Genomic DNA, 23,502 nt, shown 5'->3' with positions numbered 1-23,502 from the left:
GTCATCCTGAAAAATAAACTTCAAAAAAGCGTCAAAGTGCTTTTTCCTGTCATGGGTTTTGCGGTATTACGAAGTCAGATCGCCGAAACCTGCAGCACAGGTGGCGTCTTCCAAGACTCCTCATGTGGGCACTGCGCTTGACGTCACTCAGGTGCAGTCGGTGGTCGAATCGAGGCGCAGCACCGCCCAGGTATTGCGTCGACTGGCTCCCACAAAGGTGACCGAGTATGGATGATCATGGACGTAACCCTTCTTCCGACCAGCCAATCCTTTATGTGCTTGATACCAACGTACTGATTCACGATCCAAACGCACTGCTCAACTTCGAAGAACACCACGTCGCCATCCCGATGATCGTGCTTGAGGAGCTCGACAAACTCAAAAGCGGGCACCACAGCGTTGCCGCCGAATGCCGCCAGGCTATCCGCCTGATCGACAAGACATTGGGCGAAGCGTCGCCGGAGGACGTCGAAGTCGGCGTACCGATCCAGCGCGGCAAAAGCGGACCCAAGGGGTTGCTGTCGATTCTGATGAGCAAGCGCAGCGAGCCCAACAGCCTGCTGCCGGAAAATCTGAACGACAACAAAATCATCAACCAATTGATCGACCTGCACGCACGCGACAAGGACCTGCGCCTGGTGCTGGTGACCAAAGACATCAATATGCGCCTCAAGGCACGAGCGTGTGGGATCGCTGCCGAGGACTACAGTACCGACCAACTGGTCGACGACGTGTCGATGCTCTCCCGTGGGTATCACACGGTGACGGGCTCCTTCTGGGACCTGGTCAGCAAAGTCGAAACCCGTCAGGACCATGGCCGCACCTGGCACCAGGTGCAGTTGATCGACAACCTGCCGGCCGTGCACATCAACGAGTTCATCATCGACGAGCAGGGCTTCGTGGGCTGGATCAAAGAGATCCAGGTCGACAAGTTGCTGATCCTCGACCTGCATCAGGAACCCCTGTTGCACCAGGAAGCCTGGGGCCTGAAACCGCGTGATATCTACCAGAGCCTGGCGCTGTACGCGCTGCTCGACCCGGACATTCACCTGGTCAACCTGACCGGCGCCGCAGGCTCGGGGAAAACCATCCTCGCCCTGGCCGCCGCCATCGAGCAGACCATGGTGACCAAGCGCTATCGCCGCATCATCGCCACCCGCAGCGTGCAGGGCCTGGACCAGGAAATCGGTTTCCTGCCCGGCACCGAAGCGGAAAAAATGGAGCCGTGGCTGGGGGCGATCACCGACAACCTCGAAGCCTTGCACATGGATGACGAAAACACCCATGGCAGCGTCGACTACATCCTCAGCAAAGTGCCGTTGCAGTTCAAATCCCTCAACTACATCCGAGGTCGCAGCTTCCAGCAGAGCCTGATTTTGATCGATGAATGCCAGAACCTTACCCCGCACCAGATGAAAACCATCATCACCCGTGCCGGCGCCGGTTCCAAAGTGGTGTGCCTGGGCAACCTGGCACAGATCGACACCCCTTACCTGTCCGCGACCAGCTCCGGGCTGACGTACCTGACGGAACGCTTCAAAGACTTCCCGAACGGCGTGCACATTGCGCTGCAAGGGGTTCCACGTTCGATTCTGGCTGAATACGCCGAATCTCACCTGTAAAAACACAGCCAGTGCAGGAGCTGGCTTTTGTGGGAGCTGGCTTGCCTGCGATAGCATCACCGCGATGTGACTGACACACCGAGGTGCCTGCATCGCAGGCAAGCCAGCTCCCACATTTGTTATGCGTTGGGTTTACAATCGATGCTCCTGATCAGGAGTATCCCTGTGCTGACTCATCTCGATTCCCAAGGCCGCGCTCATATGGTCGACGTCACCGACAAGTCCGTGACCTTCCGTGAGGCGGTGGCTGAAGCGCGTGTGCGCATGCTACCCGAGACCCTGAAAATGATTGTCGATGGCGCCCACCCCAAGGGCGATGTGTTTGCCGTGGCCCGTATTGCCGGAATCCAGGCGGCGAAAAAAACCAGCGACCTGATCCCCCTGTGCCACCCGCTGATGCTCACGGGCGTCAAGGTCGAGCTGAGTGCCGATGGCGTGGACGCTGTGCATATCCTGGCGCGCTGCAAACTCTCCGGCCAGACCGGCGTGGAGATGGAAGCCCTCACCGCCGCCAGCGTCGCGGCATTGACAATCTACGACATGTGCAAGGCCGTGGATCGCGGTATGACCATCGAAAGCATTCGCCTGCTGGAAAAGCTCGGCGGTAAAAGCGGGCACTTCAAGGCGGACCAGGCATGAGTATCAACGTATTGTTTTTTGCGCGTTACGCCGAAGCGGTGGGCTTTGACTCGCTGGAGATGGAAGGCGATTTCGCCACTGTCGAGGCTGTGCGCCTGGCCCTTGCCAGTGATCCGGAGTTCGCTGTGCTCAACGAGAGCAGCCTCATGTGCGCGCGCAACGAGGAATTGTGTGGTCTCGATGAGCCGGTGCAAGCCGGTGATGAAGTGGCCTTTTTCCCGCCCGTGACCGGAGGCTGAACATGGCCATTCGTGTACAGGCTGAGCCGTTCGATCCCGGCGCCGAGGTCAACGCGATGCATGCGGCCAATGTCGGCGTGGGCGCGGTAGTGAGTTTTGTCGGCTATGTGCGCGACTTTAACGATGGCCGCGACGTGTCGGGAATGTTCCTTGAGCACTACCCCGGCATGACCGAGAAAGCCCTGGCCAAGATCGTCGTGGAAGCCGAACAACGCTGGCCGTTGCTCAAGCTGGAGGTGCTGCACCGTGTGGGCGCGCTGGAACCGGGTGAGCCGATTGTGTTCGTCGCGGCAGGCAGCGCCCATCGCCAGGCTGCATTTGATGCCTGTGCGTTTGTGATGGATTACTTGAAGACGCGGGCGCCGTTTTGGAAGAAGGAAAATACCAGTGAGGGGCCGCGTTGGGTGGAAGGGCGCAGTAGCGACCACGCCGCTGCAGACCGCTGGAAGTAGCTGGCTAAACACAAAACCCAATGTGGGAGCGGGCTTGCTCGCGAATGCGCAGTGTCAGTCAATGAATCTGGTACTGATACACCGCATTCGCGAGCAAGCCCGCTCCCACATTTTTTTACTGCATTCCAGCTTTAGGGGCGTTTGCGTTCTACCGGGCGCAACAGATGCGTCGGCGGCGTCTCGCAGCTGATCTTGCGCCCCAACAGCGCCTCGATCGACGGCAGCTGATACGAGTCATCTTCCCCAGCAAAGCTGATCGACACCCCCGCAGCCCCGGCACGGCCGGTGCGGCCAATGCGGTGCACGTAGTCGTCCGGCACTTCCGGCAGGGTGAAGTTGATCACATGGCTGATGCCGTCGATGTGAATCCCGCGACCTGCCACGTCAGTGGCCACCAGCACGCGAATTTTGCCTTCGCGGAAACCTTCCAGGGTCTTGATGCGCTTGTGTTGCGGCACATCGCCCGACAGTTGCGCAGCGTTCACACCATCGCGTACCAGGCGTTCTTCGATGCGGCGAACTTCGTCCTTGCGGTTGGCGAACACCATCACCCGCTCCCAGCCATTGTCGTTGACCAGGTTGTAGAGCAGTTTGTATTTGTCGGCACCGGCCACGGCGTAGATGTGTTGCTCGACGTTTTCGCTGGCAACGTTAAGCGCCTCGATCTCGACGATGGACGGGTCGGTGGTCCATTGCTTGGCGAGGTTCATCACGTCTTCGGTGAAGGTCGCGGAGAACAGCAGGGTTTGGCGTTCGCTTTTCGGCGGGGTCTGGCGAATGATCTGACGCACTTGTGGGATAAAGCCCATGTCGAGCATGCGGTCGGCTTCGTCCAGTACCATCACTTCGACCATGTCCAGGTGCACGTCGCCGCGCTGGTTGAAGTCCAGCAGGCGGCCCGGTGTCGCCACCAGGATGTCGCAGTGACGAGCTTCGAGGTGCTTGAGCTGCTTGTCGAAGTCCATGCCACCGACGAACGTCATCACGTTGAGGCCTGTGTACTTGGTCAGGTCGGCGGCGTCCTTGGCGATCTGTACCACCAGCTCCCGGGTCGGGGCGATGATCAGTGCGCGCGGTTCACCCATGTAGCGCTCTTTCGGCGGCGGCGTCTGCAGCAACTGGGTGATGATCGAGATCAGGAACGCGGCGGTCTTGCCGGTACCGGTCTGGGCGCGGCCAATGGCGTCTTTGCCCGCCAGGGTAAAGCCCAGCACCTGCGCCTGGATCGGCGTGCAGTACGGGAAGCCCAGGTCCTGGATGGCGTGCATCAGTTCCGGGGCCAGTTTGAAATCGTGGAAGCGAGTCTTGCCTTCCTGGGGCTCGACGACGAAATCTTCGAGCTTCCATGGGGTCACGGGCGGTTTTGGCGCACGTTCGCGACGCGGCTTGGGGGCGACGGGCGCGGCGGCTGCGACTGGCACGGGAGCGGCTTCAACCGGTTGCGCCGGTTCAGGCGGCGTCACGGTCGGCTTCTTCGGCTGGGCGGCAGGTGCGGTCCGGCCGGGCTGTTGACCGTCGTTGCGGCTGCCGGGTGTCGGGACAGGAGCACTGGGAACTGGCGCGAGCGGCTCAGCCTCGCTTTTGCCGAACATCTTCTTAAGTGCTTTGAGCACGGTGATCTCATTAATTGGTTAAGGAATGTACGCCGGCCAGTGTAATGCAAGAATCGGGCGCGGCGTAGTGCGTCTGTCATACGGCTACATAAACGGCAGTGTTCAACCCAGGCGAGCGGTCAACCAGGCACCGATATCACGGATCTCTTCAGGTAACACTTCGTGGCCCATTGGGTATTCCTGCCATGTCACGGTGACACCACGGCTCTTCAAATGCTCGTAGGCGCTGCGGCCCATGGCGTTCTGCACTACGTCATCGTACTGGCCGTGCAGGCACAGGGTGGGAATGCGCTGCTGGCTGGCAGACAATTCCAGCGCGTTATCGAAGGTCGGTGCATACGTGGAAAGGGCGATCACGCCACCCAACGGTCCTTCCCAATTCATAAACGCGGTGTGGAAAACCACGGCGCCGCCCTGGGAAAAACCCGCGAGGAAAATCCGCGAAGCGTCTATTCCGGTTCTCTTCTGCGCTTCGATCAAATCCGCGACCATGCTGGCCGAGACTTCCAGCTCCTCCAGGCTGATGGAGCGGGCAGGGCTCATGGCCTTGATGTCGTACCAACTGGGCATCTCGTAGCCACCGTTGATCGTCACCGGGCGGGTGGGCGCTTGGGGCAAAACGAAGCGGGTGGTCAGCAAAGTTTCCTGCAACGCTTCGGCCACCGGCAGGAAGTCGTAGCGATCGGCACCCAGGCCATGCAACCAGATTACGCAGGCGTCTGCGGGCTTGGCGGGCTGAAGAATCAAGGGTTCGGTCATGTCTGCTCCATTAATGTGCGTGCGCTCCGATTAAGTGCGACGGAACGGTGCGCCGCTGGTTGATCTGTTAAGAGAATGTCGCAAGGTTGAATCTTTTGCACTTGATCATGGGCTGAAACGGCTCAGCCGGCACTCTGGTACGCGCCTTGCTATGTGTAGGTCGATGTCAGAACTTTCCTGGGACGGTAACACTATCAGTGACTGCCGCTTGTGGGATAGCAACTGGAATTACTGCGACAACTTCATGCCGCTTGACCCTAAAAAAAGCCAACACGGGTCGATATCGCCTCATAAGGGTGCGCTGAGGTTCGAGCTCCGACACAACAAGAGCAAACTGGAGGTTTGAATGAAGGTATTGAAATCCACCCTGGCCATCGTTTCCGCGGCGGCTGTACTGGGTGTCAGTGGTTTCGCCCAAGCGGGCGCCACCCTGGACGCCGTGCAGAAGAAAGGCTTTGTGCAATGTGGCGTGAGTGACGGCCTGCCGGGTTTCTCGGTGCCGGATGCCAGCGGCAAGATCCTGGGGATCGACGCTGACGTGTGCCGCGCTGTGGCCGCTGCCGTTTTCGGCGACGCTACCAAGGTCAAATTCAGCCAGTTGAATGCCAAGGAGCGTTTCACCGCGCTTCAATCCGGCGAAGTCGACATTCTGTCCCGTAACACCACCATGACCAGCTCCCGCGACGCCGGCATGGGCCTGAAATTCCCGGGCTTCATCACTTACTACGACGGCATCGGCTTCCTGGTAAACAACAAGCTGGGCGTGAAAAGTGCCAAGGAACTGGACGGTGCAACCATCTGCATCCAGGCCGGTACCACCACTGAGCTGAACGTTTCCGACTACTTCCGTGGCAACGGCCTCAAATACACCCCGATCACCTTCGACACCTCCGACGAAAGCGCCAAGTCGCTGGAATCCGGTCGTTGCGACGTGCTGACCTCCGACAAGTCCCAACTGTTCGCACAGCGCAGCAAGCTGGCCGCACCGAAGGACTACGTCGTTCTGCCGGAAACCATTTCCAAAGAACCGTTGGGCCCAGTCGTGCGTAACGGCGACGACGAGTGGCTGGCCATCGTGCGCTGGGTGGGCTACGCCATGCTCAACGCTGAAGAAGCCGGTATCACCTCCAAAAACGTTGAAGCTGAAGCCAAGTCCACCAAGAACCCGGACGTTGCCCGTCTGCTCGGTGCTGACGGCGAATACGGCAAAGACTTGAAAGTGAAGAAAGACTGGGTCGTACAGATCGTCAAGCAAGTCGGTAACTACGGTGAAGTGTTCGAGCGCAACCTGGGCAAGAGCACCCCGCTGGAAATCGACCGTGGCCTGAACGCGCTGTGGAACGCTGGCGGCATTCAATACGCACCACCTGTGCGCTGATCGCTGATGGTTCTGTCACCCGGTGGGCCAACCGCCGGGTGATGTTCTGTTCCATTCTTTCCGGGGCACTTCATGCAAAATCAAATCGGCGCACCCAAGCAGAAGCTCAGCTTCAGCGATCCCAAAGTGCGTGCGTGGCTCTTCCAGATCATCACGATTGTGGCGGTGGTCTCGCTGGGCTGGTACCTCTTCAACAATACCCAGACCAACCTTCAGCACCGAGGCATTACCTCGGGTTTCGACTTTCTTGAGCGCAGTGCCGGCTTCGGCATCGCGCAGCATTTGATCGATTACACCGAATCGGACAGTTATGCCCGGGTGTTTGTGATCGGTTTGCTCAACACCTTGCTGGTGACGTTTATCGGCGTGATCCTGGCGACGCTGCTCGGGTTCGTCATCGGCGTGGCGCGGCTGTCGCCGAACTGGATGATTAACAAGCTGGCGACCGTGTATGTGGAGGTGTTCCGCAACATTCCGCCACTGCTGCAAATCCTGTTCTGGTACTTCGCGGTGTTCCTGACCATGCCGGGGCCGCGCAACAGCCATAACTTCGGCGATACCTTCTTTGTCAGCAGCCGTGGCCTGAACATGCCGGCAGCGATTGCCGCTGACGGTTTCTGGCCGTTCGTGGTCAGCATCGTCGTGGCCATCGTGGCAATCGTTCTGATGGCGCGCTGGGCCAACAAGCGCTTTGAAGCCACCGGCGTCCCCTTCCATAAGTTCTGGGCGGGCCTGGCGCTGTTCATCGTGATCCCGGCGTTGTGCGCCTTGATCTTCGGTGCACCGCTGCACTGGGAAATGCCCAAGCTGCAGGGCTTCAACTTTGTCGGCGGCTGGGTACTCATCCCTGAACTGCTGGCACTGACCCTGGCGCTTACCGTCTACACGGCAGCGTTTATTGCCGAGATCGTGCGTTCGGGCATCAAGTCCGTCAGCCATGGCCAAACCGAAGCCGCGCGCTCCCTGGGCCTGCGCCCTGGGCCGACGCTGCGCAAGGTCATCATTCCGCAGGCACTGCGAGTGATCATCCCGCCGCTGACCAGCCAATACCTGAACCTGGCGAAAAACTCGTCGCTGGCTGCCGGTATCGGTTACCCGGAAATGGTTTCGCTGTTTGCCGGCACGGTGCTCAACCAGACCGGCCAGGCCATCGAAGTCATTGCCATCACCATGAGCGTGTACCTGGCGATCAGCATCAGCATTTCCTTGCTGATGAACTGGTACAACAAGCGCATTGCGCTGATCGAGCGGTGAGGAAACACGCATGAGTACGCATACGTTCAAACCTGATATGCCACCGCCGAACAAAGTGTTCGGGCCGATGGCATGGATGCGCGCCAACCTGTTTTCCAGCTGGCTCAACACCCTGCTGACCCTGTTGGCGTTTTACCTGATCTACCTGGTGGTGCCACCAATCCTGCATTGGGCAATCCTGGACGCCAACTGGGTCGGCACCACGCGCGCCGATTGCACTAAGGAAGGCGCCTGCTGGGTGTTTATCCAACAGCGCTTCGGGCAGTTCATGTACGGCTACTACCCCGGCGACCTGCGCTGGCGCGTAGACCTCACCGTGTGGCTGGCCATTGTCGGCGTGGCGCCGTTGTTCATCTCGCGCTTCCAGCGCAAGGCGGTCTACGGCCTGAGCTTTCTGGTGCTGTACCCGATCATTGCCTACTTCCTGCTGCACGGCGGGATCTTCGGCCTGACCAACGTGGCGACCAGCCAATGGGGCGGCTTGATGCTGACCTTGGTGATCGCCACTGTCGGCATCGCCGGCGCGTTGCCACTGGGCATCATGCTGGCGTTGGGGCGGCGTTCGAATATGCCGGCGATTCGAGTGGTCTGCGTGACCTTCATCGAATTCTGGCGTGGCGTGCCATTGATCACCGTGCTGTTCATGTCCTCGGTGATGCTGCCGTTGTTCCTGCCTGAGGGCATGGGCATCGACAAATTGCTGCGTGCATTGATTGGCGTGATCCTGTTCCAGTCGGCCTACGTGGCCGAGGTGGTGCGCGGTGGCCTGCAGGCGATTCCAAAAGGTCAGTACGAAGCCGCTGCGGCGATGGGCCTGGGTTACTGGCGCAGCATGGGCCTGGTGATTCTGCCGCAAGCCCTGAAGCTGGTGATCCCTGGCATCGTCAACACGTTCATTGCGCTGTTCAAGGACACCAGCCTGGTGATCATCATCGGCCTGTTCGACCTGCTCAACAGCGTCAAGCAAGCCGCCGCCGACCCCAAATGGTTGGGCATGGCCACCGAAGGCTACGTGTTCGCGGCCCTGGTGTTCTGGATTTTCTGTTTTGGTATGTCGCGCTATTCCATTCATTTGGAACACAAGCTCGACACAGGCCACAAGCGTTAGGAGTTGTTGTTATGAGCGAAGCGATCAAACAGCCTGTGAGCCCTGAAGGCATTATCCAGATGCAGGGCGTCAACAAGTGGTACGGCCAGTTCCACGTGTTGAAAGACATCAACCTCAACGTCAAGCAGGGCGAGCGTATCGTGCTGTGCGGCCCGTCGGGGTCGGGCAAGTCCACCACCATCCGCTGCCTCAACCGCCTGGAAGAACACCAGCAAGGCCGCATCGTGGTCGATGGCGTGGAACTGACCAACGACCTCAAGCAGATCGAAGCGATCCGCCGTGAAGTCGGCATGGTGTTCCAGCACTTCAACCTGTTCCCGCACCTGACCATCCTGCAGAACTGCACGCTGGCGCCGATGTGGGTGCGCAAGATGCCCAAGCGCAAGGCCGAGGAAATCGCCATGCACTACCTGGAGCGCGTGCGCATCCCGGAGCAGGCCCACAAGTTTCCGGGGCAACTGTCCGGCGGCCAGCAACAGCGTGTGGCGATTGCCCGTGCGCTGTGCATGAAGCCGAAGATCATGCTGTTCGATGAGCCGACCTCGGCACTCGACCCGGAAATGGTGAAAGAGGTGCTGGACACCATGATCGGCTTGGCCGAAGACGGCATGACCATGTTGTGCGTGACCCACGAAATGGGCTTTGCCCGTACCGTGGCCAACCGCGTGATCTTCATGGACAAGGGCGAAATCGTGGAACAGGCAGCGCCGAATGACTTCTTCGACAACCCGCAGAACGATCGGACCAAGTTGTTCTTGAGCCAGATTTTGCATTGATCGATGGTTGAACAAACAAACCCGGCCCTGTGCCGGGTTTGTTTTTTTGGGGCTAGGACGCTTTGAGTGCTTCAGCGTCGTTGTTCACGGTGTAGGTGAAGGCGCCACGCATATCCGCACCGTCTGCCAACGCTTTTGCGTCCGCAAGCAAATGCGGGTGACGATCCAATAACCGCATCAGCAGCACCAAGGGTTTGGGGGCGAGAAGCTCGCCGCGCTCATACCGAGAGAATGCGTTGTGACCGCCACCGGACAGTAATTCCACTGCTTCCTTTTGGGTAAGGTGCAGTTTGCGACGGGTACGTTTCATTTCGGTGCCGATCATTTTTCGGGCGGCAAGTGCCAGTGCATCTTTGGCCTCACCGAAGCGGTCGGCGCTGTCGTTGTCCGGGTCCCAGAAGCCGTCGCCGCAGACTGTACATTCCCAGCCTGAAAGATTGTCGACCCGGCGCTCCAGGTTTTTGATCCTGATGGTCTCGCTGCGCCCCTCGTAGTATGACAATCCATTGGGGGCGCCGCAGATGTAGCAGTCTTTTGTCTTCATATGTTCTTCTCCTTAAAGGAGATCACCGGGGGGGCACCGTCGGGGGAGTAAGTGACCTTGATGTAAATCTCCCTGCCTTTTGAGTGTGTGTGATACACGTCTTGCCATACCCGATGGTCTCTATAGGTAGTCATCGACTTGTACAACATCCAGTTTTGCAACTCATAGATGACCTCCTGCATATCCTCGATGCTAAAGCCAAGAGCGTCGCCGCATGCTTCTGCTGTGCGGGTAAACGCTCGCCTGCCAAGCCGCCTCACATCCGCCTTTATCACCGCCAAATCGTAATGAGGTGTGTACTTGTCCATAAGACACCTGAGTCCATAATTACCCTCAGAGGGTAATTTTACCAATCGAAAATACTGCTCCTTTGCTTGCCTAAGAACCCTAGTGCGTTGCCTTTGTAGGCAAGTCCGCATACGCTGTAGGAAAATTCATCCTATGATTGGACGAAAGCGCAAAACTCATGACAGACATCGCCCCACTGATCAAACGCTCCCTGGTCGACCAGGCCCTGGAGCAGTTACGCCTGCGCATCACTGAAGGCCGATGGGCCATTGGTGAGCGCTTGCCCACCGAGCCCGAGCTGTCCGCCGAGCTGGGTATCAGCCGTAATACCGTGCGCGAGGCCATGCGGGTGTTGGCATTCTCCGGGTTGATCGAAGTCCGACAGGGTGACGGCAGTTACCTGCGCTCGATGACCGACCCATTGGGTGCGATGCGGGCGCTGTCGCACTGCACGCTCGAGCAGGCGCAAGAGACGCGGCAGATCCTGGAAGTGGAGGCCATCGGCCTGGCTGCACAGCGGCGTACCGCGCAAGATCTGAAGCTGTTGCGCAGCGCACTGGACGCCAGCGCCGAGTTGTACCACGGTGATTTGGAGGCCTATATCAGCGCCGACCTGGTGTTTCACAAACACTTGGTCGACGCTGCGCACAACCCTGCCTTGAGCGAGCTGTACCAATATTTCTCCGCCATCGTCGGCGCGCAGTTGCGCCAGACCCTGAATATCTCACCGCGCCGCCAGGCCGTGTTCGACCTGCATATCGCCTTGCTCGACGCGGTCGAAAACCAAGACCCGGAACGCGCCAAATCCCTCTGCCGGCAGTTGATCAATGAACCTTGAAGCCAAACGCACGACCGAACTTGAAGAGCTGCTGATCGACGCCGAAGCCGATGACGAGGAAGTACAGCACGCCCACCCCGTGGTAAGCCGCCCGTGGCTGTTGCTGCTGGGCCTGATCCTGGTGGCGCTGAACCTGCGCCCGGCACTGTCGAGCATGTCGCCGCTGCTGGCTGAGGTCTCGCAAAGCCTTGGGCTGTCGGCGGCCAAGGCCGGTTTACTGACCACTTTGCCGGTCCTGTGCCTGGGGCTGTTCGCGCCCACGGCGCCGATCCTGGCTCGACGTTTCGGTGCCGAGCGCGTGGTGCTGGGGATTCTGCTGACGTTGGCCGCAGGGATCATCCTGCGCAGCTCATTCGGTGAGCTTGGCCTGTTCGCCGGCAGCCTGATCGCCGGGGCAAGTATCGGCATCATTGGTGTGTTGCTGCCGGGCATCGTCAAGCGCGACTTTGCCAAACAGGCGGGCGCGATGACCGGCGTCTACACCATGGCGCTGTGCCTGGGCGCGGCGTTGGCGGCGGGCTCGACGGTGCCACTCAGTCATTACTTCGGCGACCGTTGGCGCATTGGCTTGGGATTCTGGATTGTGCCGGCGCTGGTCGCGGCGTTGTTCTGGTTGCCGCAAGTCGGGCACAAACACGGCGCCCATCGGATCGCCTACCGCGTGAAGGGGTTGCTGCGCGACCCTCTGGCCTGGCAGGTGACCTTGTACATGGGCCTGCAATCGTCGTTGGCGTACATCGTGTTCGGCTGGCTGCCGTCGATCCTGATCGGCCGTGGCCTGACGGCCACCGAAGCCGGCTTGGCATTGTCGGGCTCGATCATTGTGCAATTGCTGAGTTCCCTCGCCGCACCGTGGCTGGCCACCCGTGGCAAGGACCAGCGCCTGGCAATCGTGGTGGTGATGCTGCTGACCCTCGGCGGCTTGTTCGGCTGCCTGTATGCGCCGCTCGACGGGCTGTGGGGCTGGGCGATTTTGCTGGGGCTGGGCCAGGGCGGCACGTTCAGCCTGGCGCTGACCTTGATCGTACTGCGCTCGCGGGACGCCCATGTCGCCGCCAACCTGTCGAGCATGGCCCAGGGCATCGGGTACACGCTGGCGTCCATGGGGCCGTTCGCAGTCGGCCTGGTGCATGACTGGACCGGCGGCTGGACGGCAGTGGGCTGGATCTTCGCGGTGATCGGCGTGGGCGCCATCGTTGCCGGCCTGGGCGCCGGCCGTGCGCGCTATGTGGCGGTCAGCAGCGAGCGGGTGTAACGGCTACAGGCACACCGCCTTGATCGTTGCCGCTCAAGGTCGGTGTACAGACGCTGGGCTTGGTTGGAACGCCAGTGCCGCCACGCCTTTTCGTCTTACAAGTATCTGACTGTGATGGTCACGGAGCCGTCCATGTTCACCTCGTTGTCCAAGGTCAGGTTTTGCGTCGGAGCGATTACCCCCGAGACAGACAGGTCGGTGGTCAGCAGCGTTACCGGTATCGGAGTCAATGAGCCCAAGGGGGCGACGGAGTAAAGGCCGTTATCCACTATCATGGGCTCCCGCTCCCAGGTCGTCCCACCGTCCCATGAAACAATACCGCTGACGCCGACCCCGTCAGCGACGCGATTCATCGGACTTATGGTCAGGTAGCCCAGTCTCTCTGTGCCATTGATCAGGCCAAGTCCAAAGTTGTAATAGTCATTGGAGGACTCGGTGCCTTCGCGGTTGTCTTTGGCCTCCAGGGCCATCATCGTCGCGCCTTCGCACGTCACCGTCATTTGCAGCGTTTGTCGCGGCAGGTAGGTGGGCCGGTCCTTGCGTAGGTCACTGGAGGAAATCTTGCCAAAGTCCAACGATCCGCCGTTGGACAACGCGGGGCTGCAAGCGCTAGGCGTGATCGTGCCCTTGACCGTGAGGTCGGTGCTGCTGGCCGCCTGCACAATGGAGGCGGCAGCCAGCAACAGGGTGGCCGTGCAAGTAGGGAAAAATGCTTTCATTTAAAGGTCTTCCTTCAGTGATGGGTGGAACTAGGGGTCAAGGGGGGATTACAGGTAAACAACTTCCAGGGTGGCTGAGCCGTCCATCCGCACGTCGTGACTCAGGTCCAGGTTCTGCTTGGCGTTGATCACCGCTTCCAGGGTCAGCGTGCTGCTCAGCACCTGGATCGGTGAAGGGCCGGCGGTGCTGCCCTCGGTCTCAGTGAATCCCAGCAGGCTGCGCGAACCGATATCGATCGGGTTGCTATTGGCGGTGCGCCACGCCACGCCGCCGGTGGTGGATTCGGTGCCGTAGAGTTGCGTGACGCTGTCGGCGACGGTCTGTTTTGGGTCGAATTTCACCGAATACACACCGATCTTGTTGCCGCTGCTATCCAGGCCCAACCCATAGAAAATTTCGCTGTCGACGTGGGCGGTGCCGTCGCGGTTATCGCGCATGCGCAGGGCGTAGCGGCCCGGGGCGTTGCAACTGACGGTCAAGGTCAGGGATTTGAGTGGCAGCCGCGTGCCGGTGGATTGGTTGAGGTCTTGCTGGGAAATCTTGCCGAAATCGACCACCCCGCCGCCGGAGAACACCGGAGTGCAGGCCATGGGGGTGATCAAGCCGCCGACAGTGAGTTCGACAGTGGACGCAGCGTGGGTGGCGGCGGCACTGGCAAGCCAGGCGAAGGCGGCCACGAGAATCAATAACGTCTTCATGATTCAGCTCCTATAGGTACTTGATGCTCAGGGTCGCTGAGGCTTCGAAGTGCACTTCTTCGGTAAGCGGCAGGGTGTTGGTGGGGGCGAGGTAGGGAATGAACTGTAGGTCGCCCGTCAGATGTTGTATCGCTGCGGGGACATGTGTCTGATCAGGGGTGAACGCAGTCAGGAAGTGGTGCGACAACACGGCTGATGGGGCCCAGGTATCGGGCCCCGTCGAGCCAATAGGATTCATGTCAACGTCGTCGGCCACTACCGACTCGAGGGTGATTTGCAGGAAACCGATTTTGGCGTTGTTGCCAGCCAGTCCCAGGCCGAACGTGCTGGAGTATTCGCTGTAGCTGGAACCGAGGCGGTTATCCTTGGGTTCCAGGGCCAGCAAGGTCATGGCTTCACAGTTGATTGCAAAGTGCAGGCTGGAGGCGGGCAGCCGTGTGGGTTGATCGCTGTTCAGGTCCTTGGCTGCAAGCTTGCCCAGGTCATACACACCGCCATTGGACAAGCTGGGTGTGCAGGCACTGGGAGTGATCACGCCGCTGACGCTCAGGTCGACGGTCGAGGCGGCCTGGGCCTGTAACGCGCAGGCCAGCCCTACGCAGGCGGCCAGTGGAATCTGTATTGCTTTCATGCTTGAGTTCCTACAAGTAGTGAATTTCGAGAGTGCCCGAGCCGTCGAGGCGTACCTCGTTGCCCAGGTCCAGGGAGCCCAGGGGGGCGACAGTCGCCTCCAGGCTCAGCGTGGCATTGAGGTTTTGAATGGCGCTGGGCCCGCCGGTACTGCCGGATGTGCTGCTGAAACCCAGGTAACGATTGGCGCCTATTGCCGTGATGCGTGCGCCGGCGTTGCTCCACGGCAGGCTGCCGGTGGTGGAGTCGGTGCTGAAGACCTGGGCAAAGCTGTCGGCGGTGATGTGCGCGGGGTTGAACAGCAGCCGGTAGCGCCCGATTTTCTGTCGGCTGGCGTCCAGGCCCAGGCCATAACTGGTTTCATCGCCGGTACCGGTGGCCGAGCCCTGACGGTTGTCCTGCATGCGCATGGCAAATGCGGTGGGTGCATCGCAAGTCACGCTGAGCGATAACGCACGTGGCGCCAGAGCGGTGTCCTTGTCGACGGACAGATCGCCGACCGACAATTTGCCCAGCTCCACGTGGCCGCCGTTGGACAGGGTGGGCGTACACGCCGCCGGTGCAAAACGTGCCTGCCAGCGCAATTCCCGCGAGCGGCCGGCGCCGAGGGCATCGAACAGTCCAGCGGTGTCCCAGGTGACCGCGTCGCGCACCCGGGCAGCGTTTTCACTGGCCCAGGCACTGGCGTCCAATTGCAGCGACAGGTTGCGCCCGGTTACCGCGACGCCACCGCGCATCGGCACCACGCCGTGGTCAGGCTGCCATTCCAATGGAGCACCGACTGCGGACGGTGCTTGCCCAGGGCCTGCGATCAGACCGAGCTCGACTGCCTGGCCGTCCAGCACCGCTTCGCGCACTTGCAAGGCGTAACTGCCGCGTTCGGTGAAGCGAAACCGCCCAGGCCCCGCGCCCAGCCCGCGATAAAACACACTCATGTCGGTGGGCTGCGGGCAGTTCAGCGTGAGGCTCAGCTGCCGCTCCCCCAACAATCGCTCGGGCGCGGGCACCAAGGCCACGGCGCGGTTCATCAAGCCGAAGTCCAACTGCGTCTGGCTGAGATTGAGCTGGCATTCTTCGACGGCCAGGGCGTGGGGGCTGATCAACACGCCCAAGACGTACAAGACCGGTTTCAGGTCCATGGTCAGAGTCCTCATGGTTGGCGGCACCGGGCTGGTGCGGTCTCGAAATACACATCCGGGTCACTGTTTTTCGGCAGTGCAAAGTCGAGTCGGCAGCGCGCCTGGCCTGGGGCCTTGACCCACAGGGAGCGCGTGTCGAGCACGTCGGGCAGGAACACTTGGCTGCCTTCCTGCACCAGAGTGATGAACTCGCCATCGGCGGTGCTCACCGCCGCGCCGCGGGGCAGGGGCCGGCCGTCGTCGGTGGTCACGTTCAGCAGGGCGCGACGCGTCAGATGCACGCCAAACTGCACGCTGTCGACGGCCCCGCGCCCAGCGGAAATCACCGCCAGCCCATTGCTGATATCGGCATTGCGCGGCAGCGAACGGGTTTGCACTTCCACCGGGCTGCGGCCATAGGCGCTGACCTGCGGCACCACCGCCTGGCCTTGCCAGTCGGTCCATACCGGGCCGCTGGGGGTGTTGACCTTGACGCCGGCCATTTCGCCCACGGACATCACCGCGAAGGTATCGCGCACCGGGTAGGGCGAGAACGTCACGCCGTCGCCATGCACCACCACGCCGCCGCGCGCGCCGCCTTGGTAGCTGGAGCGTTCGCGGTCGGAGCGGGTGTAGTTGAAGTCGAGCTGGCTGTAATATGGCAAGGCGGACATACCGAGGGACGACTCCACCTCGCGGTCACGGCTGTCGCGCTCCACGCCCACGCGGTAACTCAACTGGTCGTTGAGTTGCTCGCTGAGGCCGACGCCCAGGCGGTGTTCTCCGCCGGTGTTGCGCGCCCAGGCGCGGCCGCGACGGCTCTCGCCCAGGGGCACGCTGACGGTGAGGTACAGGCTGTCATCGCTCTGCTGCCGGCCACCGACCTGCCATTCGGCACTCGCGGACACCGAGACGTTGCCGAAACTGGTGCCCCATGACGCCAGCGCGCGGCTGCTGCTGAAACCCGCATAGGAGGCCGAGCGCGAGAAGCCGGCGCTGAACGCACCTAATGACGGGTGCGACCAGGACACCGTGGCGCTTTGCTGGTCGCGGTAGCGCGAGCGTTGCTGTTCATGGGTGTAGGTGGAATAGGTCGATTCATCCAGGTCGCGGTAGCCCAGGGAACGCCACGACAGGGCGGTGCTGACAGCCCAGCGCTCGCTCAAGCGCTGGGACCATGACAGGTCAGTCTGTACGCCCTGTTCGGTATCGGTGCGACTGGCTTGGGCTGCCTGCGCGGAGAATTGAAACTGGCTGTCCTGCCAGGGCAACCAGCCCAGGCTCAAGCCCGCCGAGCGATAGGCATCCGCTACCAACAGCCCGGCGCCCAGGCTGGCTTGGGGGTGTACCGCGCCGTTCCAGCCGGCGCTGACCACCCAGGGTTCGGCGCCGTCGCTGTCGCCGATCTTGCGCACGCGTCCCGCCGCCACCGAATAGCCCGGGGCCGGTAACCCGAGGCCAAGCATCGCCGCCGGCACCGTAAAGCGCCGCTCCTCGCCGGTGCTTTCCTTGACCGTGACTTCCACGTCCGAGCGATTGTTCAAGCGACGCACATCGCGCAACGAAAACGGCCCGGCCGGCACCACGGTGGAATGGATCAGCGTGCCGTTCTGGCGGATCTCGACCTGGGCCGGGCTGTTGGCAATGCCATCGATGGTTGCGCCCTGGTTCTGCTCCTGCAAGGCGGTTTCGGTCAGCACCTGCGCGCCGGTGATCTGCGTGCCTGCCAGTACCGGGTTGTAGAGGCTGATCTGCCCGGCCTGCAGCACCGCCTGCTGGGCAGCGAAGGTGCGTTGGGCATAGGCATCCAGGTGGGTGCTGCGTGATTGGCTGTCTTGCCAGGTCTGTACCTGGCGGCTGCGCACGATCCAGTCACCGGCGTTGAAACCCACTTCGGTATTGGCCGAGCCGAAGCGCGACGTGTCGTCACCGTATTCGTTGTAGAGGCCGGTCAAATCGTAGTTGAGCAGGCCGGCAAAGCCACCGGTCTGGTAGCCGGAAATGTCCTGTTCCACCGGGCGCAGGGCCTCGGTTGACACCACCAGCGACAGGCTCAGGTTAGCCGGGTCCTGCTCGATCACGGTGCGCGGGTGGGCGTCGAGAAACCCGGTGCAATCCGTATCACCCGTGTCGCCAGGCACCACCAGGTTGCCGGCGTCGAGCAAGGCACGGTTGAAGCACAGCGTGCCCTGACCGTCGAACAGCACATCCACGCGACCGCGCCGCTGACCGTTGACGATCAGGTTGACTGCATGCCGGCCGGCCCCGAAGCGTGGCGCCTGCAACAGCATGTTTGCCAGTTCCGGATCGATGCCGCGCTGGGACAGGGTCTGGGGGTCGAAGGAGCCGGCCAGCAGCAGCTCATCGGCGAGAATCTCGCCCGCCGGCAGTGCGCAGCTCAGTGCCAGGCCGGCCAGGAGTGCGCGGGAACGGCGGGATGAAACGTCGGGCAGGGCTTCGCCGCCACGATCAGTTATTAGTGTGTTCACAGGTCGTACTCAAAGGGTGTCGGCCGCCCTCTTGCGGGGCGGTACGCAGGGGCGCTAAAGCGTGATCGGTGCTTCGTAAGGCGCCACGGCAAAGCCGTAGACGGTGGCCGGTTGCAGTTGCACGCGGGTGGCCCCGGCTGCACTGGCCGTTACGCTCAGGGTTTCCCCCGGCAGTACATAAGTGCGCGGCAACAGCGCCGAGCCCGTGCCTGGCAACAGCCGCAGTTCCTGGGCCAGACGCACCACGTACGGCGTCGGGTTGTGCACCGTCAACTGAGTCTGGTCCAGGCTCCAGCTCAAGCCGGTCCAGGGCGTGCGGTTCGGTGCCAGGCCCTTGGGATGCACAATCACCGGCAGGTTCTGGCGCACGGTCACGCCGACGCGGGCATGCCCGGCCTCGGTGGTCGAACGGCCCTGGGGCATGCCTTCGAAAATCACCCGCTTGAGGCGCTGGGTTTCCAGCGGCTTGGGCGATTGCAGGATGAAGCGGATCAGTTGGCTCTTGGACGGTTCGACCCGAGCCAGGGGCGGCGTGACAAACAGCAGCGGTTCCGGGTCTTCGGGAATGTCTTCCAGGGTGACGTGCAGCAGGGCCAGCTTGTCGTCGGTGTTGGTCACCGACACTGAGGCTTCACCGTCGTCTTCGTTGACGATCACCACGGAGGTGTCCGGCACCATGCCGTCGGCCAGCAGTGGGCCGCAGAACAGCAGAACAAGACAGGCGCCCAGGCGTCGGGCGCGGTTCGGGGAAATCATGGGGTTCACCGGTTGGGAAAAGTGAGGGTTGGGAAGAGGTGACATGGCTACAGGTACCTCAGGTCGAGCACGATGGAACCGTCCAGCGGCACCTCTTGTTTGAGGGTCAGGAATGCTGACGCGTTGATCGATGTATTCACCTGCAAGGTGGCGGTCAGCAGGCGGTGGGCTTCGGGTATCAGCGTGCCCGGCTTGGCGAAGCCCATGTAGGTGTCCGGGTAGGCATTGGACTCCGGGAACCAGGTCTGGCCCTGGTTGCTGGACGCCAGTACCAGCGCGGGTTCGCCATCTACCACCACGTCACGGAACCCCAGGGACACGGTGCCCAAGCGCTCGCTAGGCTCATGGATGTTGTTCCCCAGGCCGTAATAAAACCCGGGGCCCAGGGAGGAGCTGGCGCGGTTGTCCAGACCCACCAGCACGAACAGCACCGACTCGTTGCAGCTCACACTCAGGTCCAGAGTCTGGGTGGGCAGGGCGCTGAACTCATGCTGATTGAGACTGCGCGCCGGGATCCGGCCATGATCTACGATGCCGTCGGCCGAAAGCAGCGGTGTGCAGGCGCTGGGTGTGATCAGGCCCCGGACCGTGAGATCGACAGAGGATGCGCCAAAGGCAGGCGCGGCAGTCAGGCAGAAAGCGAGTGTCACCAGGCGGCGTGAAAAGGTGTTCATGGCTGTGTCTTGTGACCGTGGTTAAGGGGCAACGGGGATGACAGCGTTGCGCGCAATGGCGGGGGCCGTCGTGCGCGACTGGCTTACAGGTACCTGACCGTCAGGGTCACGGAGCCGTCGATGCTGGCTTCGTTATCCAGGGTCAGTTGGTTTGTCGGGGCAATGGTTGGGGAGATCTGCAAATCTGCGCTGAGCAACTGAACAGGTTTCGGCGTGATACTGTTCATGTCGGCTACCGAAGTGATGCTGTCGCGCGCTAGCTGGCGGTCGGGGTGCCAGGCGGTACCGCCGTCGTAGGACGCAATGAATCTGACTGCGATGCCATCGGCGACAGGGGGCGCTAGCCTCATCTCCATGAGGCCGAGTTTCTCGCTGCCGTTGATCAGCCCCAGGCCGTAGTACTGCACGCCGTCGATGTAGCTCGAGCCTTCGCGGTTGTCCTTGCTTTCCATGGCGATCAAGGTGGCTGCCTCGCAAGTGACGGTCAGTTGCAGGGTTTGAACGGGCAGGGCGGTCGAGTTATCGACGTTGAGGTCCTTGGCCGAGAGCTTGCCGTAGTCCACTGCGCCACCGTTGGACAGGGTCGGGGTGCAGGAACTTGGTGTGATCAGGCCCTTGACCGCGAGGTCGACGCTGGAGGCGGCGATTGCCTGGGTAGCACCTGCCAGCAGCAGGCTGGCAACGAGGGGCTTGATGGGGAGGTGCATGTCGGAACTCCTGTAGAAAAAGGTGAAAGCGCGCTTACCCAGACTTGAGTTGCAAAGTGGTGTGCCCCAGGCGGCGTGATCGGGTGTTCATGGGCAACGGCAATGGCCGCGATGCGCGCAACAGCGGCGAGCTGTCGGCTTACAAATACTTGACCGTTAGGGTCACGGAGCCGTCGATGGCGGCTTCGTTGGTCAGGGTCAGTTGGTTCGTCGGGGCAATGAACGGGTTGATCTGCAGGTCGGCGTTGAACATTTGGACCGGCATTGGTGCCACGGTGCTCGCGTCGGCCACCGAAAGAAGGGTGTCGTCCATGAACATGTAATCGGGAGCCCAAGTGTTACCGCTGTCATAGGAAATGATGGTTCTGGCCGCCACGCCGTCCGCCACCGGGTTGCGCAGCCCCAGTGTCATGCCGCCGAGCTTTTCAGTGCCGTTGATCAGCCCCAGTCCGTACTCCATCTGGTCGTTTTCGTAATCTGAGCCTGCGCGGTTGTCCTTGCCCTCTATGGCCATCAGGGTCGCTGCGTCGCAGGTGACGGTCAGTTGCAGGGTTTGCATGGGCAGGAACGTCTTGCGGTCCGCGTTGAGATCCTTGGCCGAGATCTTGCCGTAATCCACCGCGCCACCATTGGACAGGGTCGGTGTGCAGGAACTCGGTGTGATCAGGCCCTTGACCGCGAGGTCGACGCTGGAGGCGGCGATCGCCTGGGTGGCACCTACCAGCAGCAGGGTGACAACGAGGGGCTTGATGGAGAGGTTCATGGTGGGACTCCTGTGGGAAGAAAAGTGAAAAAGCCGGCTTACCAATACTTGAGTTGCAAGGTGGCGTGCCCGTCGATGGGCACCTCATCGAGCAGCGTCAGGTCGCTGGCCGGAACCACGATGGTGAAGGCGCGCAAGCGCGCGCTCAGGTCCTGCATGGCAATGGGCGTGCTGGTGTCGCCGGGCGCGGCGAATGAGGTCAACGCGGCGTGCCCCAGGTACGAAGAAGGCCCCCAACTGCCGCCCCCATCGCGGGACATGATGGCGGTCACCGGCATGCTGTCGGCGATCGGCTCGAACACCCCGAAAGCCACACTGCCCAGGTCCTGGTCTTCGTTGACCTTGCCCAGCCCGTGGAACACCGGGTTGATCGCCGAGCTTCCCGAGCGGTTGTCGACGGTACTCAGGGTGAAGAACGTCGCGCCTTCGCAATGCACGGCCAGGTTCATCTCACCGACGGGCAGGCGGGTCGGTTGGTCGCGATCCAGGTCCTTGACCGTCAATTTGCCGTGATCCACCACACCACCTTCCGAAAGCGTCGGCGTGCAGGAGCTCGGGGTGATGATCCCGGTGACGCTCACGTCGGTAGTGCTGGCGGCGAAGACCGCCGGCGTGCAAGCCGCCATCAGCAGGGCAAAAACAGCGGGGGTGGGGCTATTCATGGGCACAAATCCTTGTGAGAGGCTGGTGGGTTACAGGTAGCGCAATTCCAGGGGGGATGAGCCGTCGATCGGCTGCTCCTCGGTCAGGGTCAGGTTGCAGGCGTTGGGTGTTATCAGCCCCTTGACGGTCAAGTCGACGCTACTGGCGGCCAGTGCGTCAGATGAGCCACCGACGATCAGCAAGGCTGTCTGGGCGGCGGTGAGTGAGGCGTCCATATCAATGTTCCTGGAATAAAGGCGTGCTAGGGCACGATTTGCCGGCAGTGGCAAAAGACCTCTATTTGGGTCGTTTTGAAGTGGGGAGGAATGTATCGCTAGCCCTGGGAAAGGAGGAATACAACAAATACGAAAGGCGGGAGGCTGGGTTGCTTGAGAGGGAGGAGGCGTGGGGAAAGTGGCGGGCCGCTTGTAGGAAAAACTTAAATCTCGTAGTAGTTGTATCGCTGAAAAAGATCCACTCGGATACGTTCTTACCCAACTATCGCTCTGACTCAATCCCACGAGTCGAGCTGCTTTTAGTACGCGAAAAGTTCGAGAAACGCTGGCGCCTTGCGTTGGCACACTTCAACCAACTCCTTGCTCCATGAGGGACCTGGTGGGCTTGTCGCTCTGCATGAGGTTATTTTGCCGGGCAAATATCCAGGCCATTGGCAACACGTCAACGTACTGGTAGTAGATGACCACCGGGTCTATCGGCTATTGATCGGCGGGTTACTGCACAAATTGGGCGTGCCCCATGAAGTCCACTGCGATGGGCAGGCTGCCCTGGACGCAATGGCTGGCAGCACGTTTGATTTGGTGATCACTGACTGCCGCATGCCGCTCATGGATGGCTACACCCTTGCCCGTGAACTGCGGCGCCGCGAGCGTGAGGCCGGGAGACCCCGCGTGCCAGTCATTTCCCTGACCGGCCGGCTCGGCCAGCAAGAAGTCCGGCGTTGCCTGGACAGTGGCATGGACGGCTGGCTTATCAAACCCATCACGCTCGAACAACTCAAGGAAGTGTTGATGTACTGGCTGCCGGACCCCCGGCAGCGTCTACGCAAAGGACCTATAACCGTGCATGAGCGTTCTCAGGAAACACGGCCCACCCGAGCAGGACTGATCGCTGCTTTCGGCTCTTGGGGCGTGGTGCAACCTCTGTTGGAGAGCCTGTTGCAGGAAGCACGGGAAGACCTGGAGGCACTGGAGCAGGCGCGAGTCAGTGGCGACATTTCGCTCACGACACAGCGCCTGCATCGCCTGGTGGGTAGCATCGCGTTCCTGGGGGCGACGGGGTTGGAGCGCCGTGCGATCCAGTTGACCGACCGCGTCAATCTCTCGGGTGTCGCCTTTAACGGCGCGGCTTTGCAGGCGCTTTGCCAAGAGGTCGAGCGGTATTTGGAAGAACTGGCGTTCCTTTGATTACCTCTGATAGAGCTGAAGGAAATCATCCGTCTAAGTTGTAGTACTTTTCTGAGGGTTGATTCTTTTTATTCTGTAGGTGAACTGCTTGAAGTCCTAAAATACGGGGCTGTCGC

26 protein-coding genes are annotated in these 23,502 nt (G+C 61.1%); 11 read left to right on the top strand and 15 right to left on the bottom strand.

The features are described 5' to 3' along the window. Positions 1–227: 227 nt before the first annotated feature. The 4 genes from KHP07_RS03420 to moaE all read left to right on the top strand — a co-directional run bounded on the left by KHP07_RS03420 (position 228) and on the right by moaE (position 2,952). On the top strand, positions 228–1,622 hold the full coding sequence (locus KHP07_RS03420) for a PhoH family protein (protein ID WP_012722339.1): 1,395 nt from the start codon (positions 228–230) through the stop codon (positions 1,620–1,622). A 165-nt stretch (positions 1,623–1,787) separates the two neighbouring features. After that, positions 1,788–2,261, top strand: coding sequence for a cyclic pyranopterin monophosphate synthase MoaC (gene moaC / locus KHP07_RS03415; RefSeq protein WP_016978208.1), 474 nt, complete (start codon positions 1,788–1,790; stop codon positions 2,259–2,261). Next, positions 2,258–2,500 carry a molybdopterin converting factor subunit 1 gene (gene moaD, locus KHP07_RS03410; protein WP_016978209.1) on the top strand — a complete coding sequence of 81 codons (243 nt, stop codon included), beginning with the start codon at positions 2,258–2,260 and terminating at the stop codon, positions 2,498–2,500. Before moaC ends, moaD begins: the two co-directional genes overlap by 4 nt. Positions 2,501–2,502: 2 nt before the next feature. Then, the gene (gene moaE / locus KHP07_RS03405) at positions 2,503–2,952 is read left to right on the top strand and encodes a molybdopterin synthase catalytic subunit MoaE (RefSeq protein WP_214496604.1); all 450 of its coding nucleotides are present in this window, start codon (positions 2,503–2,505) and stop codon (positions 2,950–2,952) included. Between the two features lie 131 nt (positions 2,953–3,083). On the opposite strand, the gene rhlB is transcribed toward moaE, so the two are convergent. Both rhlB and KHP07_RS03395 read right to left on the bottom strand, forming a co-directional pair. Beyond that, complete coding sequence (rhlB, locus tag KHP07_RS03400) at positions 3,084–4,571, bottom strand: ATP-dependent RNA helicase RhlB (RefSeq protein WP_177409526.1); 1,488 nt, start codon at positions 4,569–4,571, stop codon at positions 3,084–3,086. A gap of 96 nt (positions 4,572–4,667) precedes the next feature. Then, positions 4,668–5,324, bottom strand: coding sequence for an alpha/beta hydrolase (locus tag KHP07_RS03395; protein ID WP_078046999.1), 657 nt, complete (start codon positions 5,322–5,324; stop codon positions 4,668–4,670). Positions 5,325–5,670: 346 nt separating this feature from the next. On the opposite strand from KHP07_RS03395, the gene KHP07_RS03390 reads away from it, so the two are divergent. The 4 genes from KHP07_RS03390 (at position 5,671) to KHP07_RS03375 (ending at position 9,840) form a co-directional block, all read left to right on the top strand. Then, positions 5,671–6,702, top strand: a complete 1,032-nt coding sequence (locus KHP07_RS03390; protein ID WP_025855626.1) for an amino acid ABC transporter substrate-binding protein — start codon at positions 5,671–5,673, stop codon at positions 6,700–6,702. Positions 6,703–6,774: 72 nt separating this feature from the next. Further along, complete coding sequence (locus tag KHP07_RS03385; RefSeq protein ID WP_034102297.1) at positions 6,775–7,956, top strand: amino acid ABC transporter permease; 1,182 nt, start codon at positions 6,775–6,777, stop codon at positions 7,954–7,956. A 10-nt stretch (positions 7,957–7,966) separates the two neighbouring features. Beyond that, the gene (locus KHP07_RS03380) at positions 7,967–9,064 is read left to right on the top strand and encodes an amino acid ABC transporter permease (RefSeq protein WP_078047000.1); all 1,098 of its coding nucleotides are present in this window, start codon (positions 7,967–7,969) and stop codon (positions 9,062–9,064) included. Between the two features lie 11 nt (positions 9,065–9,075). After that, a complete protein-coding gene (locus KHP07_RS03375; RefSeq protein ID WP_003171943.1) occupies positions 9,076–9,840 on the top strand; it encodes an amino acid ABC transporter ATP-binding protein in 765 nt (254 codons plus the stop codon). 52 nt (positions 9,841–9,892) lie between these two features. Here KHP07_RS03375 and KHP07_RS03370 read toward each other — a convergent pair whose 3' ends face one another. Beyond that, a complete protein-coding gene (locus KHP07_RS03370; protein WP_099494092.1) occupies positions 9,893–10,384 on the bottom strand; it encodes a type II toxin-antitoxin system MqsA family antitoxin in 492 nt (163 codons plus the stop codon). Continuing rightward, complete coding sequence (locus tag KHP07_RS03365) at positions 10,381–10,692, bottom strand: type II toxin-antitoxin system MqsR family toxin (protein ID WP_099494093.1); 312 nt, start codon at positions 10,690–10,692, stop codon at positions 10,381–10,383. Before KHP07_RS03365 ends, KHP07_RS03370 begins: the two co-directional genes overlap by 4 nt. Positions 10,693–10,850: 158 nt before the next feature. On the opposite strand from KHP07_RS03365, the gene KHP07_RS03360 reads away from it, so the two are divergent. After that, a complete protein-coding gene (locus KHP07_RS03360) occupies positions 10,851–11,510 on the top strand; it encodes a FadR/GntR family transcriptional regulator (RefSeq protein ID WP_214496603.1) in 660 nt (219 codons plus the stop codon). Beyond that, positions 11,500–12,765 carry a CynX/NimT family MFS transporter gene (locus KHP07_RS03355; RefSeq protein WP_214496602.1) on the top strand — a complete coding sequence of 422 codons (1,266 nt, stop codon included), beginning with the start codon at positions 11,500–11,502 and terminating at the stop codon, positions 12,763–12,765. Before KHP07_RS03360 ends, KHP07_RS03355 begins: the two co-directional genes overlap by 11 nt. A gap of 95 nt (positions 12,766–12,860) precedes the next feature. On the opposite strand, the gene KHP07_RS03350 is transcribed toward KHP07_RS03355, so the two are convergent. The 11 genes from KHP07_RS03350 to KHP07_RS03300 all read right to left on the bottom strand — a co-directional run bounded on the left by KHP07_RS03350 (position 12,861) and on the right by KHP07_RS03300 (position 22,198). Continuing rightward, the gene (locus KHP07_RS03350; protein ID WP_214496601.1) at positions 12,861–13,484 is read right to left on the bottom strand and encodes a DUF1120 domain-containing protein; all 624 of its coding nucleotides are present in this window, start codon (positions 13,482–13,484) and stop codon (positions 12,861–12,863) included. A gap of 48 nt (positions 13,485–13,532) precedes the next feature. Beyond that, positions 13,533–14,183 (bottom strand): DUF1120 domain-containing protein, encoded by a 651-nt coding sequence (locus tag KHP07_RS03345; RefSeq protein ID WP_214496600.1) that lies wholly within the window; start codon positions 14,181–14,183, stop codon positions 13,533–13,535. Between the two features lie 10 nt (positions 14,184–14,193). After that, positions 14,194–14,814: a DUF1120 domain-containing protein gene (locus KHP07_RS03340; protein WP_100491450.1), complete on the bottom strand. Its 621-nt coding sequence runs from the start codon at positions 14,812–14,814 to the stop codon at positions 14,194–14,196. A gap of 10 nt (positions 14,815–14,824) precedes the next feature. After that, on the bottom strand, positions 14,825–15,952 hold the full coding sequence (locus KHP07_RS03335) for a DUF1120 domain-containing protein (RefSeq protein ID WP_099494098.1): 1,128 nt from the start codon (positions 15,950–15,952) through the stop codon (positions 14,825–14,827). Positions 15,953–15,963: 11 nt separating this feature from the next. Then, positions 15,964–18,420: a fimbria/pilus outer membrane usher protein gene (locus KHP07_RS03330; protein ID WP_214496599.1), complete on the bottom strand. Its 2,457-nt coding sequence runs from the start codon at positions 18,418–18,420 to the stop codon at positions 15,964–15,966. Between the two features lie 54 nt (positions 18,421–18,474). After that, positions 18,475–19,176, bottom strand: coding sequence for a fimbria/pilus chaperone family protein (locus tag KHP07_RS03325; protein WP_078047008.1), 702 nt, complete (start codon positions 19,174–19,176; stop codon positions 18,475–18,477). A 47-nt stretch (positions 19,177–19,223) separates the two neighbouring features. Further along, on the bottom strand, positions 19,224–19,850 hold the full coding sequence (locus KHP07_RS03320; RefSeq protein ID WP_078047009.1) for a DUF1120 domain-containing protein: 627 nt from the start codon (positions 19,848–19,850) through the stop codon (positions 19,224–19,226). Between the two features lie 83 nt (positions 19,851–19,933). Continuing rightward, positions 19,934–20,557, bottom strand: coding sequence for a DUF1120 domain-containing protein (locus tag KHP07_RS03315; protein ID WP_100491447.1), 624 nt, complete (start codon positions 20,555–20,557; stop codon positions 19,934–19,936). Positions 20,558–20,696: 139 nt separating this feature from the next. Continuing rightward, on the bottom strand, positions 20,697–21,320 hold the full coding sequence (locus tag KHP07_RS03310; RefSeq protein WP_078047011.1) for a DUF1120 domain-containing protein: 624 nt from the start codon (positions 21,318–21,320) through the stop codon (positions 20,697–20,699). Between the two features lie 38 nt (positions 21,321–21,358). Then, positions 21,359–21,982 (bottom strand): DUF1120 domain-containing protein, encoded by a 624-nt coding sequence (locus KHP07_RS03305; protein WP_214496598.1) that lies wholly within the window; start codon positions 21,980–21,982, stop codon positions 21,359–21,361. A gap of 30 nt (positions 21,983–22,012) precedes the next feature. Next, a complete protein-coding gene (locus KHP07_RS03300; protein ID WP_214496597.1) occupies positions 22,013–22,198 on the bottom strand; it encodes a hypothetical protein in 186 nt (61 codons plus the stop codon). Positions 22,199–22,606: 408 nt separating this feature from the next. Between KHP07_RS03300 and KHP07_RS03295 the strand changes: the two genes are divergently transcribed. Continuing rightward, on the top strand, positions 22,607–23,386 hold the full coding sequence (locus tag KHP07_RS03295; RefSeq protein ID WP_078047015.1) for a response regulator: 780 nt from the start codon (positions 22,607–22,609) through the stop codon (positions 23,384–23,386). The last annotated feature ends 116 nt before the right edge of the window (positions 23,387–23,502 follow it).

This window comes from Pseudomonas sp. VS40 (assembly GCF_018587885.1).
Classification (GTDB): domain Bacteria; phylum Pseudomonadota; class Gammaproteobacteria; order Pseudomonadales; family Pseudomonadaceae; genus Aquipseudomonas; species Aquipseudomonas pergaminensis.
This window is presented reverse-complemented; position numbering and strand designations above follow the sequence as displayed.